The sequence below is a fragment of the Tabrizicola sp. genome, assembly GCF_016792905.1.
Lineage (GTDB): Bacteria > Pseudomonadota > Alphaproteobacteria > Rhodobacterales > Rhodobacteraceae > Tabrizicola.
In genome coordinates this window covers 1-16,596 of record NZ_JAEULP010000091.1, presented here as the reverse complement: position 1 = coordinate 16,596, position 16,596 = coordinate 1, and the positions used below count along the sequence as shown (strand labels likewise).

19 protein-coding genes, 1 tRNA gene and 1 pseudogene are annotated in these 16,596 nt (G+C 65.9%); 14 read left to right on the top strand and 7 right to left on the bottom strand.

The window, feature by feature from the left end:
- Positions 1 to 448: restriction endonuclease subunit S (locus tag JNL31_RS19105; RefSeq protein ID WP_294976955.1), on the top strand; the 448-nt coding region annotated here is incomplete at its 5' end.
- 14 nt (positions 449 to 462) lie between these two features.
- The gene (hsdR, locus tag JNL31_RS19100; RefSeq protein WP_294976952.1) at positions 463 to 2,781 is read left to right on the top strand and encodes an EcoAI/FtnUII family type I restriction enzme subunit R; all 2,319 of its coding nucleotides are present in this window, start codon (positions 463 to 465) and stop codon (positions 2,779 to 2,781) included.
- Positions 2,782 to 2,879: 98 nt separating this feature from the next.
- On the opposite strand, the gene JNL31_RS19095 is transcribed toward hsdR, so the two are convergent.
- Positions 2,880 to 2,969 (bottom strand) — tRNA-Ser (locus tag JNL31_RS19095).
- 182 nt (positions 2,970 to 3,151) lie between these two features.
- On the opposite strand from JNL31_RS19095, the gene JNL31_RS19090 reads away from it, so the two are divergent.
- The 6 genes from JNL31_RS19090 to JNL31_RS19065 all read left to right on the top strand — a co-directional run bounded on the left by JNL31_RS19090 (position 3,152) and on the right by JNL31_RS19065 (position 7,578).
- Entirely contained in the window at positions 3,152 to 4,000 is an 849-nt protein-coding gene (locus JNL31_RS19090; RefSeq protein WP_294976949.1) for a DUF2059 domain-containing protein, read from the top strand.
- A gap of 176 nt (positions 4,001 to 4,176) precedes the next feature.
- On the top strand, positions 4,177 to 4,617 hold the full coding sequence (gene rplU, locus JNL31_RS19085) for a 50S ribosomal protein L21 (RefSeq protein WP_294976946.1): 441 nt from the start codon (positions 4,177 to 4,179) through the stop codon (positions 4,615 to 4,617).
- Between the two features lie 6 nt (positions 4,618 to 4,623).
- Positions 4,624 to 4,893, top strand: coding sequence for a 50S ribosomal protein L27 (rpmA, locus tag JNL31_RS19080; protein WP_294976944.1), 270 nt, complete (start codon positions 4,624 to 4,626; stop codon positions 4,891 to 4,893).
- Between the two features lie 129 nt (positions 4,894 to 5,022).
- Positions 5,023 to 6,426: an RtcB family protein gene (locus JNL31_RS19075; RefSeq protein ID WP_294976941.1), complete on the top strand. Its 1,404-nt coding sequence runs from the start codon at positions 5,023 to 5,025 to the stop codon at positions 6,424 to 6,426.
- Between the two features lie 103 nt (positions 6,427 to 6,529).
- Positions 6,530 to 7,069: a GNAT family N-acetyltransferase gene (locus tag JNL31_RS19070; RefSeq protein WP_294976938.1), complete on the top strand. Its 540-nt coding sequence runs from the start codon at positions 6,530 to 6,532 to the stop codon at positions 7,067 to 7,069.
- The gene (locus tag JNL31_RS19065) at positions 7,069 to 7,578 is read left to right on the top strand and encodes a GNAT family N-acetyltransferase (protein WP_294976935.1); all 510 of its coding nucleotides are present in this window, start codon (positions 7,069 to 7,071) and stop codon (positions 7,576 to 7,578) included. Before JNL31_RS19070 ends, JNL31_RS19065 begins: the two co-directional genes overlap by 1 nt.
- Before the next feature lie 61 nt (positions 7,579 to 7,639).
- Here JNL31_RS19065 and JNL31_RS19060 read toward each other — a convergent pair whose 3' ends face one another.
- Positions 7,640 to 8,260: a thiamine phosphate synthase gene (locus tag JNL31_RS19060; RefSeq protein WP_294976932.1), complete on the bottom strand. Its 621-nt coding sequence runs from the start codon at positions 8,258 to 8,260 to the stop codon at positions 7,640 to 7,642.
- Between the two features lie 122 nt (positions 8,261 to 8,382).
- Here JNL31_RS19060 and JNL31_RS19055 point away from each other — a divergent pair, with 122 nt between their 5' ends.
- The 3 genes from JNL31_RS19055 to JNL31_RS19045 all read left to right on the top strand — a co-directional run bounded on the left by JNL31_RS19055 (position 8,383) and on the right by JNL31_RS19045 (position 11,040).
- Positions 8,383 to 9,120, top strand: a complete 738-nt coding sequence (locus tag JNL31_RS19055) for an RNA methyltransferase (RefSeq protein ID WP_294976929.1) — start codon at positions 8,383 to 8,385, stop codon at positions 9,118 to 9,120.
- Positions 9,121 to 9,389: 269 nt separating this feature from the next.
- Entirely contained in the window at positions 9,390 to 10,649 is a 1,260-nt protein-coding gene (locus JNL31_RS19050; RefSeq protein ID WP_294976926.1) for a lytic murein transglycosylase, read from the top strand.
- 40 nt (positions 10,650 to 10,689) lie between these two features.
- Positions 10,690 to 11,040 carry a DUF2200 domain-containing protein gene (locus JNL31_RS19045; protein ID WP_294976923.1) on the top strand — a complete coding sequence of 117 codons (351 nt, stop codon included), beginning with the start codon at positions 10,690 to 10,692 and terminating at the stop codon, positions 11,038 to 11,040.
- A gap of 25 nt (positions 11,041 to 11,065) precedes the next feature.
- On the opposite strand, the gene JNL31_RS19040 is transcribed toward JNL31_RS19045, so the two are convergent.
- The 3 genes from JNL31_RS19040 to JNL31_RS19030 form a co-directional block, all read right to left on the bottom strand.
- Positions 11,066 to 11,884, bottom strand: a complete 819-nt coding sequence (locus JNL31_RS19040) for a 1-acyl-sn-glycerol-3-phosphate acyltransferase (protein ID WP_294976922.1) — start codon at positions 11,882 to 11,884, stop codon at positions 11,066 to 11,068.
- Positions 11,881 to 12,660 (bottom strand): GNAT family N-acyltransferase, encoded by a 780-nt coding sequence (locus JNL31_RS19035; protein ID WP_294976919.1) that lies wholly within the window; start codon positions 12,658 to 12,660, stop codon positions 11,881 to 11,883. The genes JNL31_RS19040 and JNL31_RS19035 overlap by 4 nt, the downstream gene beginning before the upstream one ends.
- Positions 12,661 to 12,780: 120 nt before the next feature.
- The gene (locus JNL31_RS19030) at positions 12,781 to 12,963 is read right to left on the bottom strand and encodes a DUF3553 domain-containing protein (RefSeq protein WP_294976916.1); all 183 of its coding nucleotides are present in this window, start codon (positions 12,961 to 12,963) and stop codon (positions 12,781 to 12,783) included.
- A gap of 26 nt (positions 12,964 to 12,989) precedes the next feature.
- Between JNL31_RS19030 and JNL31_RS19025 the strand changes: the two genes are divergently transcribed.
- Positions 12,990 to 13,586: a histidine phosphotransferase family protein gene (locus tag JNL31_RS19025; protein ID WP_294976914.1), complete on the top strand. Its 597-nt coding sequence runs from the start codon at positions 12,990 to 12,992 to the stop codon at positions 13,584 to 13,586.
- On the opposite strand, the gene JNL31_RS19020 is transcribed toward JNL31_RS19025, so the two are convergent.
- Positions 13,583 to 13,810 (bottom strand): hypothetical protein, encoded by a 228-nt coding sequence (locus tag JNL31_RS19020; RefSeq protein ID WP_294976911.1) that lies wholly within the window; start codon positions 13,808 to 13,810, stop codon positions 13,583 to 13,585. The two genes, JNL31_RS19025 and JNL31_RS19020, sit on opposite strands and share 4 nt — an antisense overlap.
- A 69-nt stretch (positions 13,811 to 13,879) precedes the next feature.
- Here JNL31_RS19020 and JNL31_RS19015 point away from each other — a divergent pair, with 69 nt between their 5' ends.
- Positions 13,880 to 14,518, top strand: a complete 639-nt coding sequence (locus tag JNL31_RS19015) for a TetR/AcrR family transcriptional regulator (protein ID WP_294976908.1) — start codon at positions 13,880 to 13,882, stop codon at positions 14,516 to 14,518.
- Here the strand turns inward: JNL31_RS19015 and JNL31_RS19010 are convergent.
- Positions 14,478 to 15,737: a glutamate-5-semialdehyde dehydrogenase gene (locus JNL31_RS19010; protein WP_294976904.1), complete on the bottom strand. Its 1,260-nt coding sequence runs from the start codon at positions 15,735 to 15,737 to the stop codon at positions 14,478 to 14,480. The two genes, JNL31_RS19015 and JNL31_RS19010, sit on opposite strands and share 41 nt — an antisense overlap.
- Positions 15,738 to 15,933: 196 nt before the next feature.
- On the opposite strand from JNL31_RS19010, the pseudogene JNL31_RS19005 reads away from it, so the two are divergent.
- A pseudogene (locus JNL31_RS19005) lies at positions 15,934 to 16,596 on the top strand (hypothetical protein); the annotation flags it as partial.

Sequence of the window (16,596 nt, the reverse complement as noted above, 5' to 3'; positions counted from 1 at the left end):
GACTGCGTTTTCTCAAACATACAACGACTTTGGCCTTGCCCAAAGCAAGCTTTGGCCGGAAGGAACGGTCTGCATTACAATTGCCGCGAACATCGCAGAAACGGCCATTCTGGGGTTTCCTGCGTGCTTCCCTGACAGCATTATCGGGATGGTATGCGACCCTGAAAAAGTGCGTGCCGAGTACATCGAACTGATGCTGCGATATTTTGCTGCTGACCTGAAGGAGCAGGGGAAGGGCAGCGCGCAGGACAACATAAATCTTGCGACCTTTGAGCAATCGTTTTTTCCAATTCCCGGCATTGCCGAACAGGCCCGCATTGTTGAGCAGTTATCCGAGATCGCGCAGGAACGGCGAAACCTTGAGGCGCACTTTATTGAAGTGCTCAACAGCCTTGACACCCTCCGCCAATCCCTTCTGCAAAAAACCTTCTCAGGCGAACTGACGTGACCTAACCTCAACTCATGTACGAGTCCGAAACCGAATCCGACACCCGCGCCAACCGGATTGATCCGGTCCTTGCTGCATCGGGCTGGACAACGGTTCCGGGGGCCAGGGTGCGGCGCGAGGTGATCTGTCCCGGTCGCATCATGCCGGGGGGCAAGCGCGGGGATCGCCTGTCTGCCGATTATGTCCTGATCTACCGCGACCAGAAGCTTGCCGTGATCGAGGCCAAGCGGGCGGGTCTGGCGCACACCACCGGCCTTGCCCAGGCCAAGGACTATGCCACCCGCCTGAAAGCCCGCCTCGCCTATGCCACCAACGGGCTGGGCTGGTACGAGGCCGATATGGCGACGGGGGCGGAAGGCGATGTGCAGTCCTTCCCGACGCCCAATCAGCTTTGGGATCGCTGCTTCGGCGATGCGAACAAGTGGCGCGAACGCTTTGGCGCAGTGCCGTTCGAGGTGGCGGGCGGCAAGTGGGAACTGCGCTACTACCAGCACAACGCCATCAATGCCGTGCTGGAAGCCGTGGGCAAGGGCGACAAGCGCATCCTGCTGACGCTAGCGACGGGGACGGGCAAAACCTCTATCGCGTTCCAGATTGCATGGAAGCTGTTCCACGCCCGCTGGAACTTGTCAGGCGAACCCACCCGCCGCCCGCGCATCCTTTTTCTGGCAGATCGCAACATTCTCGCGGATCAGGCCTACAACTCCTTCTCTGCCTTCCCGTCCGACGCGGTGGCCCGGATCGACCCCGACACGATCCGCAAGAAGGGGGGCGTGCCGAAGAACGCCAGCATCTTCTTCACCATCTTCCAGACCTTCATGACCGGCGACGGCAAGCCGAGTTACGAAGGATATCCGCCCGACTTCTTCGATTTCATCATCATCGACGAATGCCACCGGGGCGGCGCGAACGATGAAGGCAACTGGCGCGGGATCATGGACTACTTCGCGCCCGCCGTGCAGCTTGGCCTCACCGCCACGCCCCGCCGCAAGCACAACGCCGACACCTACGCCTATTTCGGCGATCCGGTCTATGTCTACAGCTTGCGCGAGGGGATCGAGGACGGCTTCCTGACGCCCTTCAAGGTGCGGCAGATGGCCAGCACGATTGATGAATATGTCTGGGACGGGACGGATGAGATCGTCGCGGGCGAGGTGGAGAAGGACCGCTACACCGAGAGCGACTTCAACACTCGCTTGATCATCGAGGAACGAGAACGCAGCCGGGTGGCCGAGTTCATGGCCCAGATCGACCAGCGGCAGAAAACCCTGGTGTTCTGCGCCACGCAGGAACATGCGCTGCGGGTGCGGGACTACATCAATCAGCTTAAGACGAACCCCAGCCCGAACTACTGCCACCGCGTCACGGCGGACGACGGCAAGCTGGGCGAACAGCACCTGCGGGACTTTCAGGACAACGACAAGACCATCCCAACGGTCCTGACGACCTCGCAGAAGCTGTCCACCGGGGTAGACGCGCGGAACGTCCGTAACATCGTGCTGATGCGCCCGATCCGGTCAATGATCGAGTTCAAGCAGATCATCGGGCGGGGGACGCGGACCCATGACGGGAAGGACTACTTCACGATCTATGACTTCGTGAAGGCGCACGAGAATTTCAACGACCCCGAATGGGACGGCGAACCAATGCCCCCCGAGGGCGATCCGCCGAAGCCGCCCGGACCCAAGCCGGAACCCCCGGAACCGCCAGAGCCGCCCGAAATTGGCGGTGAGGACGGCGGGGATGATCCCAAGCCGAAGTTGATCATCAAGCTGGCAGACGGCAAGGAACGCACGATCCAGTACATTGCCGCGACCACCTATTGGGGGCCGGACGGAAAGCCGATGACGGCCCAGCAGTTCCTTGAACGGCTGTTCGGTGATCTGTCCGGCATGATCGCCACCGAGGATGAGTTGCGGCGTCAATGGAGCAACCCGGAAAGCCGGGAACACTTCATCGCCCTGCTGGAACAGCGCGGCTACGATGCTGAAAAGCTGTCTGACATGCGCCGCCTGATCGACGCCCCGAACAGCGACCTGTTCGACGTGCTGGCGTACATCCGCTTCACCACCCCGCCCAAGACCCGCGCAGATCGCGCAGAGGCCGCCCGTGGCGATGGTCTGGCATCGGCGGATGCGAAGATGCGGGATTTCCTCTTGGGCGTCCTGCGGGCCTATGAGGCGCTGGGCGAGACGGAACTGGCCACGCGCAAACTTGGCGACTACCTTACGGCCCGATATGGTTCCCTTGCTGATGCCAAAGCAGCGCTGGGCGACGTTCCGGCGATCCGGCAAGCCTTTGTGGACGTGCAGCGCGACCTTTACCGTAACTAACTGCCAGACCAGCCCCCGCCAATCGTTTTCAAGTTGATGGGCGCGATGATGGGTAATCCACCAATTCTGTCAAATTATGCTTACATTTCAATGGTAAGTGGCGGAGAGGGTGGGATTCGAACCCACGGTAGGCGCAAACCTACAACGGTTTTCGAGACCGCCACGATCGACCACTCCGTCACCTCTCCGCGCTTCAGGGGTCGTCTATGGGGCGGGTGGATAGCCGGGCCTTTGGCGATGCGCAAGGGGAAATCGGTGGAAATCCATGGACCCCCGCCGCCGGATCACGGCCAGTTGCGCCCCTTCGTCTTGGCAATGCCCGCCCGAGGGACTACCTCTCGGATCAATCGCTTCCGGGAAGGGCCCGATCATGTTTCTGCCGCGCTTCGCACTGGCCGTGCTGCTTGCCGCCTCCGCTCCGGCGGTTGCCGAAACCACGACCGAGGCTCCGGTGGCAGAGGCGTCGGCCGATCATCTGGGCGAGGTGCTGCAACTGGACGCCCTGTTCCAGGTGCTGCGCGAAGAGGGTCTTGCACATGGCGACACGCTGGCGGCCGACATGTTCCCGGCGGGCGGCGGCGCGGACTGGGACGCGGCCGTGTCGCGCATCTATGACGTCGCCCGCCTGCGGGAGGCGTTCGGGGTGGCGCTGGAGCAGTCGCTGGGACAGGACCCCGAAACCATTGCCGGGGTCACGGCGTTCTTCGGCTCCGAGCTTGGCCAGCGCATCCTGGGGCTGGAGATCGAGGCGCGACGAGCCTTCCTGGACACCGCCTCGGAGGAAGCCGCGCGGGTGGCCGCCGATGATGCCGCCGCCGCGAAGGACCCGAGGGTCGGCCAGCTGCGCCGGATGATCGAGGCGGCGGACCTGCTGGAAATGAACGTGGCCGGGGCGCTGTCGGGCAACCTGGCGTTCATGACCGGCATGGCCTCGACCGGGGCCTACGGCGCGGTGCCGGATGACCAGATCCTGTCGGACGTCTGGGGGCAGGAGGACCAGATCCGCGCCGACACCTCGACCTGGCTTTATTCCTATCTCGGGCTGGCCTACCACCCGCTGACCGAGGCCGAGCTGGACAGCTATATCGCCTTCTGGGAAAGCCCGGCCGGCCAGCGGCTGAATGCAGCACTTTTTGCCGCCTTCGACACCGTTTTCCGCGATGTCTCGCTGGAGCTTGGCAAGGCCGCGGGAATCGCGATGCAGGGCCGCGATATCTGACCTGTGGTGCTTGACACCGGCCGGGCTTCGCCGCATAAGCCCGCATCCCGGCAAGAGGCGACTCCTGTCGGGTCTTATATTCATGACGCCCGAATGGGCGCGCTGTCCGAGGCGGGGGAAGCCCCACAATACCCTGACGGGGGCCACAGGGCGCGGAGCAAGAGAAGGAAAGACCCATGTTTGCGGTCCTCAAGACCGGCGGCAAGCAGTACAAGGTGCAGGCGGGTGACGTCCTGCGCGTTGAAAAGCTCGACGCTGCCGCTGGCGACAAAATCCAGTTCAACGACATCCTGATGGTTGGCACCACGATCGGCGTGCCCTTCGTCAAGGGTGCGGCCGTGCAGGCCGAGGTCATCGACCAGATCAAGGGCGAGAAGACCATCCACTACGTCAAGCGCCGCCGGAAGCACTCCAGCCAGCGCACCAAGGGCCACCGCCAGCACCTGACGCTGGTTCGCGTGACCGAGGTCCTGGAAAAGGGCGCCGACAAGTCGGGCGTGAAAGCCGCGACCGGCACCGTCGCCGCGCGTCGCGCTGCGCATGAGGCCCCCGGTGCGAAACCGGCTGCCGCCGAGAAACCGAAGCGCGCCGCGAAGGCCGCCGAAGCGAAGGAGTAACGTCCCATGGCACACAAGAAAGCAGGCGGTTCGTCCCGCAACGGTCGTGACTCTGCCGGTCGTCGCCTGGGCGTGAAACTGTTCGGTGGCCAGCATGCCATTCCGGGCAACATCATCTGCCGCCAGCGCGGAACCACCTGGTTCCCGGGCGAAGGCGTGGGCATGGGCACCGACCATACCATCTTCGCGACGGTCGAGGGACGGGTGAGTTTCAAGAAGGGCCTGAAGGGCCGGACGTTCATTTCCGTCCTGCCGATGGTGGAAGCAGCCGAGTAAGCCGAACCTTTACAATCGGATTGTAGAGAGGGGATCGGCCGAAGGGCCGGTCCCCTTTCTCGTTCGGGCCGGTCGTCAAGGTTCGGGCATGTGCCCGGGCGCAACAGTCAGCAGTGTCTGGAAAAGGAAATGACTGTCACCGGCAAGGATTTGATCGACCTCGGCTTTCCGCCGGGCCCGGCCCTCGGGGCCGCGCTGGCGCATGTCCGGTTGCACGGCCTGCAGGGCGATGCCCTTCGCGCCTATGTCGAGGCCAAGAAGCCCGCGCCGAAGCTGCGGCTTCAGACGGCGCCCGCCTGGGTGCTGAACCTTGAGGCCGAGGATGAGGCCGAGGCGGGCAATGTCGCCGCCGTGACCGAGACCATGGACCAGTTGATGCGGACCCCCACGCTGCGCGGCGGGGCCGTCATGCCCGACGCCTGCCCGGCCGGTGCGCCCGGCACCATCCCGGTCGGCGGCGTCGTGGTGGCCGAGCGTGCCATCCACCCCGGCATGCATTCCGCCGACATCTGCTGCTCGGTGATGCTGACCGATTTCGCCGACGCCGATCCGGAGGCGGTGCTGAATGCGGTGCACGAGGCCACGCATTTCGGCCCCGGCGGCCGGGCTGCGGACCAGCGCTTCGCCGTGCCGCCGGAGATGCTGGAGGCCTTCCGTACCAACAGGTTCCTGAACAGCGACACGATCCTCCGTTCTGCCGTCGAGCACATGGGCACGCAGGGCGACGGCAACCACTTTGCCTTTGTCGGGCGGTCGCAGGCGACGGGGCGGACCTGCCTTGTCACCCACCACGGCTCGCGCGGGGCGGGGGCGGGGCTTTATGCGCAGGGCATGAAGGTGGCGGAACGCTTCCGCATGCAACTCTCTCCGGCGACGCCGAAGGCGAATGCGTGGATACCCTCCGACAGCCCGGAAGGCGCGGCCTATTGGGAGGCGTTGCAACTGATCCGCCAGTGGACCAGGGCGAACCATGAGGCCTTGCATCAGGCGGCAGTGGCGGCGCTTGGCGCGCAGGTGGCAGATCGCTTCTGGAACGAACACAACTTCGTCTTCCGCCGCGGCGACCTTTACTACCACGCCAAGGGGGCGACGCCGGTGGCGGGCGATTTCCTGCCGGATACCAACGGGGTGCAGATCGTGCCCCTCAACATGGCCGAGCCGGTACTCCTGATCCGCGGCAACGCCACCGACCGCAACCTTGGCTTTGCGCCGCACGGGGCAGGGCGCAACCTGTCGCGGACGGCGCACAGGCGCAGCCTTGGCAGCTATGCCGAGGCCGAGGTTTTCGCACGCGAAACCAAAGGCATCGACGCGCGGTTCTGGTCCGGGCATATCGACGTGTCCGAACTGCCGTCCGCCTACAAACCGGCGGCGACGGTCCGGGCGCAGATGGCGCGCTTCGACCTTGCCGAGGTGGTCGACGAGATCATGCCCTACGGCTGCATCATGGCCGGTGACTGGGAACGCGATGCGCCTTGGCGCAGGCGTCTTGATGCAAGGGCGTCTGCCGCGCCGGTTTCAGGCCGCGGGTGAAGAAATCTTCGCGATGACACCCTGTCACCGCGAAAGGGCCAAACATTCGGGCGATTGCGCGGGTAGCCGACAATCCCCACATGTGCTTCGAAGGAGGGAAGCCATGATCCTGGAGAAGTTCGCCACGCCGGTCGAGATTGCGACCGACCGTTTCACCCTGCGTCCGTTGCGCAAGTCCGACGCCGGGCTTTTTGCGCTTTACGCCGGGGACAAGCGGGTCGCCGAGGCGACGCAAGGCATTCCCCATCCCCTGCCGCCGGGTGCGGCCGAGGCCTTCTGCGCGCGCGCCATGGCGACCGGGGCCGAAGAGGACATCTGGGTCATGGACGGCACCCGGTCCGACCTGCCCGAGGTGCTGGGGATGATCAGCCTCAGGACGATGGACCGCAACCAGTCCGAGGTCGCCTTCTGGGTCGCCCCCGCCTTCTGGAACCACGGCATCGCGTCCGAGGCGGTGAACGCGCTGGTCGCGGCCAATCCGCAGAAGAATTGCACCATGTTCGCGGAGGCGTTCCAGGACAATCCGGGCTCGGCGCGGGTGCTGACCAATGCGGGCTTCCAGTACTTGGGCGATGCTGAAAGCTACTCGGTCGCGCGTGACGCCAACGTCCCGACCTGGACCTATATCCGCAAGCTGGATTGATGGCCGGGGTTCCGATCCTTACGCCGCGGCTGGTGCTGCGTGCGATGACCGAGGCCGATGTATCCCGGTTCCATGCGCTGGTAACGCGCCCCGAAGTGGCGCGGATGCTGTTCCTGTTCCATCCCGGCTGGACGATGGCCGAGGCGCGGGTTTTTCTGGCCGACTGGGCATGGGCCGGGGGCCTGCGCTTTCGCCTGTCGATCGAGGAAGCGGGGGAATGGCGCGGCTGGATCGGCGTGTCGGACGATCCCGAGCCGGAGATCTTCTATGCGTTGACATCGGAGGCCGCCGGTCGCGGCCTTGCCCGCGAGGCGGTGGCGGCCTTCACCCGTTTCCTCTTCGACCGCTTCCCGGTCCCGGCGCTGCGGGCAGGAGTGTTCTTCGACAACCCGGCCTCGATGAAGCTGCTGCGGGCCTGCGGGTTCGAGGAGATCGGGATCGAGGACCACCCCTCGCGCGGACGGGACGCACCCGCGCCCTGCCATATCTTCCGGTTGCCCCGGCCGTAGGGCCCGGCGGCGGTTTCCCGTTCGATTTCGTCTCTTCGACGCCGGGCCGCGCGATGGGTTGTCAGCCCAGTGGAGCGAGCAGAGCCTTTAGGGCGTTCAACGGGTCGTCCGTTCCCCAGATTTCCTCGCCCACGGCGAAGAAGTCGGTGACGGGACCGAAGCGTTCCACCAGTTCGGCGGTCAGGGCGCCCTCGGCGATGATCGGGACCTCGATGACCTCCGACCACCATTCGAACAGCTCATAGGGCGCGCGGCTGCCGTCGCCGAGCGTGGTCTCGCCGATGGGGCCGAAGCTGGCGTAATCCGCGCCGGATTCGCCCGCGGTCATCCCGTCATGCTTCGAGACTCCACAGAAGGCGCCGACGATGGCATCGGCGCCAAGGTCCTTGCGGGCCTTCCTCACGTTGCGCGACCCGTCGGTCAGGTGGACGCCGTCTAGCCCCAGCCGTTCGGCGAGGATCAGGTGGTTGTCGATCACCACCGCCACGTCGCGGGCATGGGCGGCCTCGCGCGCGGCGTCGGCGGCACGCATGAGGACGTCTTCGTCCTTCGTGCCGAGCGAGAGCCGCAGGCAGGCGATTTCCACCCCGTCCAGCACCCGGCCGATCCGGTCGGAGAAGCTCTCCGGGTCGAAGGCGGGAGGGGTGATCAGGGTGATCTGCGGGCGGTCGTCAGCGGCCATTTCGGGCTCCGGGAATGCGTTCCGGCCCGTCTATCAGCCTTTCCGGGCCTTGGCTACGGCCCGCGCTTGCCAGCCTGCGGCGGCTGATCTATCTGCCAGCCACCCCATCCGCGAGGCCCGGCATGATCCCCCCCGTCTTCATCCTCGTGCGCCCCCAGATGGGCGAGAACATCGGCGCGGCGGCGCGGGCGATGCTGAACTTTGGCCTTGAACGGATGCGGGTGGTGGGCCCGCGCGACGGATGGCCGAACCCGAAGGCGGTGGCGATGGCCTCCGGCGCGGGGCGGGTGCTGGATCAGGCGGGGCTGTTTGCCGACCTGGCGGGCGCGGTGGCGGACTGCGACTTCGTCTTCGCCACCACGGCGCGGGGGCGGGAGCTGGTGAAGGAGGTGGTCACGCCGGAGCGGGCGATGGAGATGGCGCGGGCGCTGGGGGCCGAGGGGAAGCGGGTGGGCGTCCTCTTCGGGCCGGAGCGGGCGGGGCTGGAGAACGACGACATCGTGCGGGCCAATGCGATCGTGACCGTGCCGGTGAACCCGGAGTTCCCCTCGCTGAACCTGGGGCAGTGCGTGCTCTTGCTGGGCTATGAGTGGCAGCGGCAGGGGGCGGGGGTTCCTCCTTCCGTGATGGAATTGGCCCGGACCGACTTTGCCAGCCGCGAGGAGGTGGAGCGGCTGGGGGATCATTTCGAGGAGCGGCTGGAGGCGGCGGGGTTCTTCTTTCCCGAAACGAAGGTGGAGGGGATGAAGGCGAACCTGCGGAACATGTGGGGACGGCTGGGGCTGACCCGGGCCGAGGTCCAGACCTTCCACGGGATGCTGCGGCAGATCGCGTTCAAGCTGAAGAAGCAGGGGGACTGAGCGGGGCTGTCCACGGTGGACGATTCTGGAAAATTAAGTTGTAACAATGGTTTGTGCGTGGACGTATAGGGTTTCTCAACTCGATGGTTAATGCCCTTTGGCCATCGGCGAACCGGGGGTTTTCCACCCCCGGACCCCCGGAGGATACTTGGCCAGTATGAAAGGCATGGGCAGGCGCGGGATTGCCAAGTCGGCGCGGCAAGGGTTGGCCTTTGGGGTGCGCGGTGGCTATCATCGCCGGATAACAAGAGCAGCGAGCGGGCAGAGGCATGGCGCAGGCGATTTCTTCGGGTGGATTTTCACGGCGCGGCGCGCTTCTTGCGGGGGTGGCGGCGCTGCTGTCGGGCTGCATGTCTTCTGGCCGATCTGGCGGCGGGGGATACCGTGCGCCGGACCCTGCACCGCGTCCGGTGCCGAATGCGGGCTGGGATGCCTGGGTTGAGGGGTTCAAGGGGCGGGCGGTGTCGCGGGGGATTTCGTCGGGGACGGTCGAGGCGGCCTTCCGGGGGGCGGGCTTCCTGCCGGAGGTGATCGAGAAGGACCGCAACCAGACCGAGTTCAACCGCACGCTGGAGGACTACCTGAACATCGCCGCCTCGGACGAGCGGGTGAGCCTTGGGCGCCAGAAGTTCGCGCAGTATGGCGGGACCTTGCAGGCCATCGAGGCGCGCTACGGGGTGGAGCGCCAGGTCGTCGCGGCGATCTGGGGGCTGGAGAGCTTTTTCGGGACGCGGCGGGGCAATGTGCCGGTGGTGAGCGCCTTGTCGACGCTGGCCTATGAGGGGCGGCGGGCGGAGTTCTTCGAGGGCCAGCTGGTCGCGGCGCTGAAGATCTTGCAGGCGGGGGATGTGTCGCCTTCGGGCATGACCGGCAGCTGGGCGGGGGCGATGGGGCATACCCAGTTCATCCCGACCAGCTATCTGGCCTTTGCGGTGGATTTCACCGGCGACGGGCGGCGCGACATCTGGGGCGAGGATCCGACGGATGCGCTTGCCTCGACCGCGGCGTATCTGGCGAAGTCGGGCTGGACGCATGGGTTGCCCTGGGGGATGGAGGTCACGCTGCCGGGCGGGTTCGACGCGGGCCTTCTGGGGCGTGGCAAGGGGCGGTCGGCAGACGATTGGGCGGGGCTGGGCGTCCGGTCTGCCGATGGCCGGGCGCTGGCGGGCGGGTCGATCATTGCGGGCGGCAACGAGGGCGGGGCGCCCTATTTCCTGCTGACGCAGAATTTCGCGACGATCCTGCGCTACAACAACGCGCAGAACTACGCGATCGGAGTGGGGCATCTGTCGGACCGGCTTCTTGGGCGCGGCGCGGTGCAGGCGTCGTTCGGGCCGGATGCCAGCGGCATGACCAAGGAGGACCGGCAGGAGTTGCAGCGTCGTCTGACAGCGAAGGGGTTCGATACCGAAGGCTCGGACGGGGTGATCGGGGAGAAGACGAAGGCGGCGATCAGTGCCTATCAGGCCAGTATCGGGGTGCCGGTGACGGGGGAGCCGTCGCTGGAGTTGTTGCGCCGGTTGCGGTGAGGGGTGGTGGGTTGACACACACCCTGCGAGGGAGGCGGGCGTGAACCAGCGGGTCTATGGCATGAGCTTCGCCAGCGTCTATCCGCTGTATCTCGCCAAGGTCGAGAAGAAGGGCCGGACCAGAGCCGAACTTGATGAGGTGATCCACTGGCTGACGGGCTATGGGCCGGAGGGGCTTGAAGGAGCCCTGGCCGACAAGCGGGATTTCACCCGGTTCTTCGGCGAGGCACAGGCGATGAACCCGCGCCGCGATCAGGTGACGGGTGTGATCTGCGGCGTCAGGATCGACGAGATCGCCGAACCGCTGATGCGGGAAATCCGGATCCTGGACAAGCTGGTGGACGAATTGGCCAAGGGGCGACCGATGGCGAAGGTGTTGCGGCAGGGGTGAAAGGTGGTGCGCCTGAAGGCACACCCTACGCGGCGTTCGGGTGCGCGGTGCGGATCACCCGCTCGCAATGTTGCGACAGGGTCTTGCGGTTCTCGAAGGCGTCGACCGGGACTTCGGGGTGGAAGATCACCTCGACCCGGCCCTGGCGGGCGGTGGCGAGGGTCTTGAGGAGATGGCTCGCGAAATCCATGTCGCCCCACCAGCCATAGTGGCGCGGGTCTTCGCCCGGCGGCGCGTGGAAGACCACGGTCACCGGCTGGATATGCATGCTGCGTTCGAGGGCGGGGGAGAAGAAGGCCTCGAACAGCGTGGACTTGAAGGGCAGGACCCGGATTGCGTCTGTCGAGGTTCCTTCCGGGAAGAACAGGAGCCGATGCCCGGCTTGCAGGCGCGCTTCGAAGATGTCCTGCTGTTTCTTTGCCTCGGTCCCTTTGCGGGCGATGAAGACGGTGCCGGTGGCGCGGGCAAGCCAGCCGATCATCGGCCAGTCGGCGACCTCGGCCTTGGCGACGAAGTAGATGGTCTGGACCGCGTTCAGGACGAAAATGTCGAGCCAGGAGGAATGGTTCGCGACGATGGCGCCGGGTTTTGTCATCGGCTGGCCGTGGACGGTGAGGGGCAGGCGCAGGATGCGGAGCGCCGTCCGGCAGACGAAGCGGGTGATGCGTGGGGTGACGGGGCGGGCCTGGCCACAGAGCGGCCATTCCACGAGGCGGACGAGGAGGAGGACGAGAAGCCCGCCGTAGGTGAGCGCGCCGATGAGGCCGCCGCGCCAGAGGACGCGGAGCCAGCCGAGCGGCGTGATCCTCAGGGCCGGGGGCGGGACATCCTGCCAGGCGGTCATGGGCCGGCCTTGCGGATGTAGAACTCGCGGTGGCGGGCGGACATGGTGCCGGTGTCCATCACCAGGCAGACATCGGTGGTGTTGAACTCGCGGTCGATCCAGGCGCCGTCGCCGACGAAGCCGCCAAGGCGCAGGTAGGCCTTGATCAGCGCCGGGGTGGCAGCCATGGCGGCGCGGCGGTCGAGCCGGTCTTTCGGGATCAGGTCCATGTCCTGCCGGTCCGGCGGCAGGGCGCGGACCCGCATCTCGGGGGGCGCGAGGTGGGTGTGGAAAAGGTAGGAAAGTGGCTGGGCCAGCGCGGCGATGTCGGTACCGTGGAAGGAGGCGGCACCGAAGAGGATCTCGATTCCCCGGTCGAGGACATATTCCGCAAGCCCGTTCCAGAGATGGAACATGGCGGTGCCGCCGCGATGGTCGGCATGGACGCAGGAGCGGCCGAGTTCCAGAAGCTTGCGGCCCGAGGCGAGGAGGGGGGTCAGGTCGAATTCGGTTTCGGAATAGAAGCGCCCGGCGGCGGCGCGGCGGTCACTTGGCAGGACACGGTAGGCGCCGATGACATGGGCGTGGCTGGCCGGGTCGATGCGGCGGTCGACGAGAAGGAGGTGGTCGAAGTACGGGTCGAAGGCGTCACGCTCCAGCCCCGCCGCATGGTCGACCAGCGGGCCGTCGCCGCCCAGTTCCGCGACGAAGACCTGGTAGCGCAGGGCTTGCGCGGCGGTCAGGTCGTCGGGCGTGGCCGCCAGCCGCACGTCATAGGGGGATTCTTCGGCAGTCATCGGCTTCGTCCCGGGCCTCCGGCTGGTCTGACTTAGCCACGGGTCGGCGGCTTTGCAACCGTCTGCCGGTTCGAGGGGGGCGGTAGCAATTCCCGGTTGAGTTTCATTGGCAGATTCGCACTATGGGTGATCAGTTCCCACGACTGGCACAAGGAAGACGCGCGTCATGTCGATCACGACCTTGCCGGCATGTTCGAAGTTCACTGTCACCTTGTTGTCGATGTTCGACTGTACCTGACCCAGACCCCAGTCCGGCTGCTCCGGGTGGCGTACCAGCATGCCCGGTTCAAGAAGTGCCGCCATTTCAAGTCCTTTGCCCCGGTTAGAAGATGCAAGACAAGCCCGACCTCGCCGCCCTGATCGCCTCGCGCATCTGCCATGATCTTATCAGCCCGATCGGGGCGATAGGCAACGGGGTGGAGCTTCTGGCGATGGAGCCGGGAGGGGTGCGGCCCGAGATGGCGCTGATTTCGGAAAGCGTGGCGAATGCGAATGCGCGCATCCGGTTCTTCCGCATCTGTTTCGGCCAGGCCTCCAGCGACCAGCGCATCGCGCGGTCGGAGGTGGCGTCGATCCTGGGCGACCTGTCGCGCGGGGGGCGGGTGGGCTATTCCTGGACCAGCCCCGCCGACCTGTCGCGGCGCGAGGTGCGGCTGGTGTTCCTGCTGTTGCAATGCCTGGAAAGCGCGCTGGCCTATGGCGGGAAGGTCAGCGTCACCCGCAACGACAGCGGCTGGCAGGTGCTGGCCGAAGCGCCAAGGCTGAAGGTGGACCCGGCGCTGTGGGAGGTGCTGACCGAGCCGCGCGCCCCGTCGGAAATCGGGGCGAACCAGGTGCATTTCGCGCTGGTGCCGGACGAGCTGGCGCGGCAGGGGCGGCGGCTGATCACCGAGATCGGCGAGACGACGATAAGGCTGACGTTCTAGAGCAGGTGGCGAAGTCGGGTCTGGATGAAGGGGATCACGCCCCAGACCATGCAAGTCACCATGGTTGGCACGAAGACAAGGTTGCGCAGGAGCTGCGGCCAGCCTTCGGTCAACGGCAGGATGACCATCTGCAGGAGCGAGACCAGCGGATAGACCCCGAGAAAGACGAAGAACGCGAAGCGCAACCGTGACGGCGCGCGGGGGAGGGCTTGATTTTCAGGCATGGCTGTCCTTAATGAAACGATGTGTTCCGCTTATATGAAACGGAACGTTTCGTTTTGCAAGAGGGAAAAATGGCTTCTCCCGTTGCCGCTTTGCATGAAGCCCGCACCTCGGTCGGCGCGCGCCGCTCGGAGGCGACGGAGGCTGCCGTGCTGGAGGCTTTCGTCGAGCTGCTGGCCGAAGTCGGCTATGCCGCGATCACGATGGAGGCGGTGGCCAAGCGCGCCCGGGCCGGAAAGGCAACGATCTACCGCTGGTGGCCGACCAAGGCCTATATCGCCTTGTCATTGATCTCGAAAGCGAAGGTCGAACTGCCGACCCCGCAGGGGCTGTCGCTTCGCAGCGACCTGATCGACTACATGACCCGCGTCCTCGGGATGTGGCGCGGGGATGCGGGTCTTCCCGTCGGGGTGCTGGTGCGGCACTGCTATGCCGAAGCCTGGTCCGATCCGGCGCTGGCCGCAGCGTTGCAGTCCGAAAGGCTTGAACGCTGGACGCTGCTGAACGACATGTTGCAGTCCGCCCGGGACCGGGGCGAGTTGCCTGCGGAAACCGACCTCGCACGGGCCAAGGACTTTGCGATGTCCTGGCCGCTTTATCTTCTGATGACCGACCAGGTGCCGGAACCCGACGCGATTGCCCGGATGGTGGACGATACGCTGAACGGCCTCAGGGCCGGATTGTCCCGTCCCCCGTCACCAGATACTTGAAGCTGCACAGCTGTTCTGCGCCCACCGGCCCGCGGGCGTGCAGCTTGCCGGTGGCGATGCCGATTTCCGCGCCCATGCCAAACTCGCCGCCGTCGGCGAACTGGGTCGAGGCGTTGCGCATCAGGATGGCAGAATCGAGCTGCTCGAAGAAGCTTTGCGCGGTGGCGTCGTTTTCGGTCAGGATCGATTCGGTGTGCTGGCTGCCGTATTTGCGGATATGGGAGATGGCCTGATCCACCCCGTCGACCAGCTTGGCCGCGATGATCATGTCGAGGAATTCGCGGCCGAAATCATCCGCTTGCGCCTTCTTCGTGCCGGGGGTCTTCAAGAGTTCGCCCTCGGTACGCACTTCGACGCCCGCTTTCAGCAGATCCTCGATCAACACGGCCCCGTGTTTGGTGTAGAACTGCCAGTCGATCAGCAGGCATTCCGCGGCGCCACAGACGCCGGTGCGGCGGGTCTTGGCGTTCAGGACCACGCGGCGAGCCTTCTCCAGATCGGCGTCGCGGTCGGCGTAGACGTGGCAGATGCCTTCGAGGTGGGCGAAGACCGGCACCCGGGCCTCGCGCTGCACAAGGCCGACGAGGCCCTTGCCGCCGCGCGGGACGATGACGTCGATGTAATCGGTCGCCTGAAGCATGGCCGTGACCATCTCGCGGTCGCGGGTCGGGATGAACTGGATCGACGCCTCGGGCAGGTTGGCGGATTTCAGGCCGTCGAGCATGCAGGAGTGGATCACCTCCGAGGTCTCGAAGCTTTCCGATCCCCCGCGCAGGATCACGGCATTGCCGGATTTGAGGCAGAGCGCGCCCGCGTCGGCGGTGACGTTCGGGCGGGATTCGTAGATCACGCCGACGACGCCCAGGGGGGTGGCGACGCGCTGGATGTGGAGGCCGCTCGGGCGGTCCCATTCCGCCAGGATGCGGCCCACCGGGTCTTTCTGTTCGGCGATCTGGCGCAGCGCGTCGACGATCCCGCGCAGGCGGTTGTCGTCCAGGCGCAGGCGGTCGAGCATCGCCGGGGTCAGGCCCTTCTGTTCCCCTGCGTCAAGGTCGAGGGTGTTGGCGTCGAGAATCTCGGTCCGGCGCCGCCAGACGGCGTCGGCGGCGGCGATCAGCGCGGCGGCCTTGCGTTCCGAGGAGGCGCAGGCCAGCTCGGCTGCCGCAGCGCGGGCCTTTCGGCCGATCTCGGCCATCATGTCGGTGAATTGGCCGTCCATTCCGTCGCTCCCTTGTCCGGGCGCGGAGGGTCTGCGACCAGGACCCGGCAAGAATTTCACATTTCGCCGGCATCGGCCAGAGGCCGCGTTCCTGCACCCCGATGCCGCCTGATTTCACTGAATACTGACTGGAGCGGACCGCGTGGCAAGGCTACTCTGACGCCTGTTCGAGTGATGCATTTCCAGCGAGGATCCCATGACGGACAGGCTTTTCGCCGACCAGACACTTGCGGCAGGCAGCGAGCTGATTTCTCCCAACGGCCAGCATCGCGCGGCGATGCAGGGCGACGGAAATTTCGTCGTCTACCGCGCAAACGGCACGCCGAAATGGGCCACTGCGACGGATGGCCGGGCCATCGGCGGGATCATCATGCAGGGGGACGGCAACCTGGTGATGTATGATCCGGCCGGGCCGGTCTGGGCATCGGGCACGGACGGGCAGCCGGGCGCGGTGCTGGTCATGCAGGATGACGGCAACCTGGTGATCTACGGCCCGAATGGTGCGCCGCTTTGGGCCACCGGGACGAACATCACCATGATGCGGGTGACGGGGTTCCTGCCATCGGTGAACGGGTTCCAGTTCTCCAACGCCTTCGCCCATGCGCCGGACATCCAGATCAGCATCCTTGGCCAGAACATCGCGATCGGCGATGCGGCCAACGGCCTGTGCGGCGGCATGGCCTTTGCCGCGCGCGATTTCTTCCAGGCCGGGCAGCGGCCCCCGGCGCGCATGGACAGCCCGACCTCGGGCGTGCTTTTCGATCTGCTCGTCCGGCGCCTGTTCGACAGTTTCGAACTTCCGGTCGGCCCCGCCCGCTATGCCGCCCTGATGAGCCCCGACTTGCCGGACCACGAGACG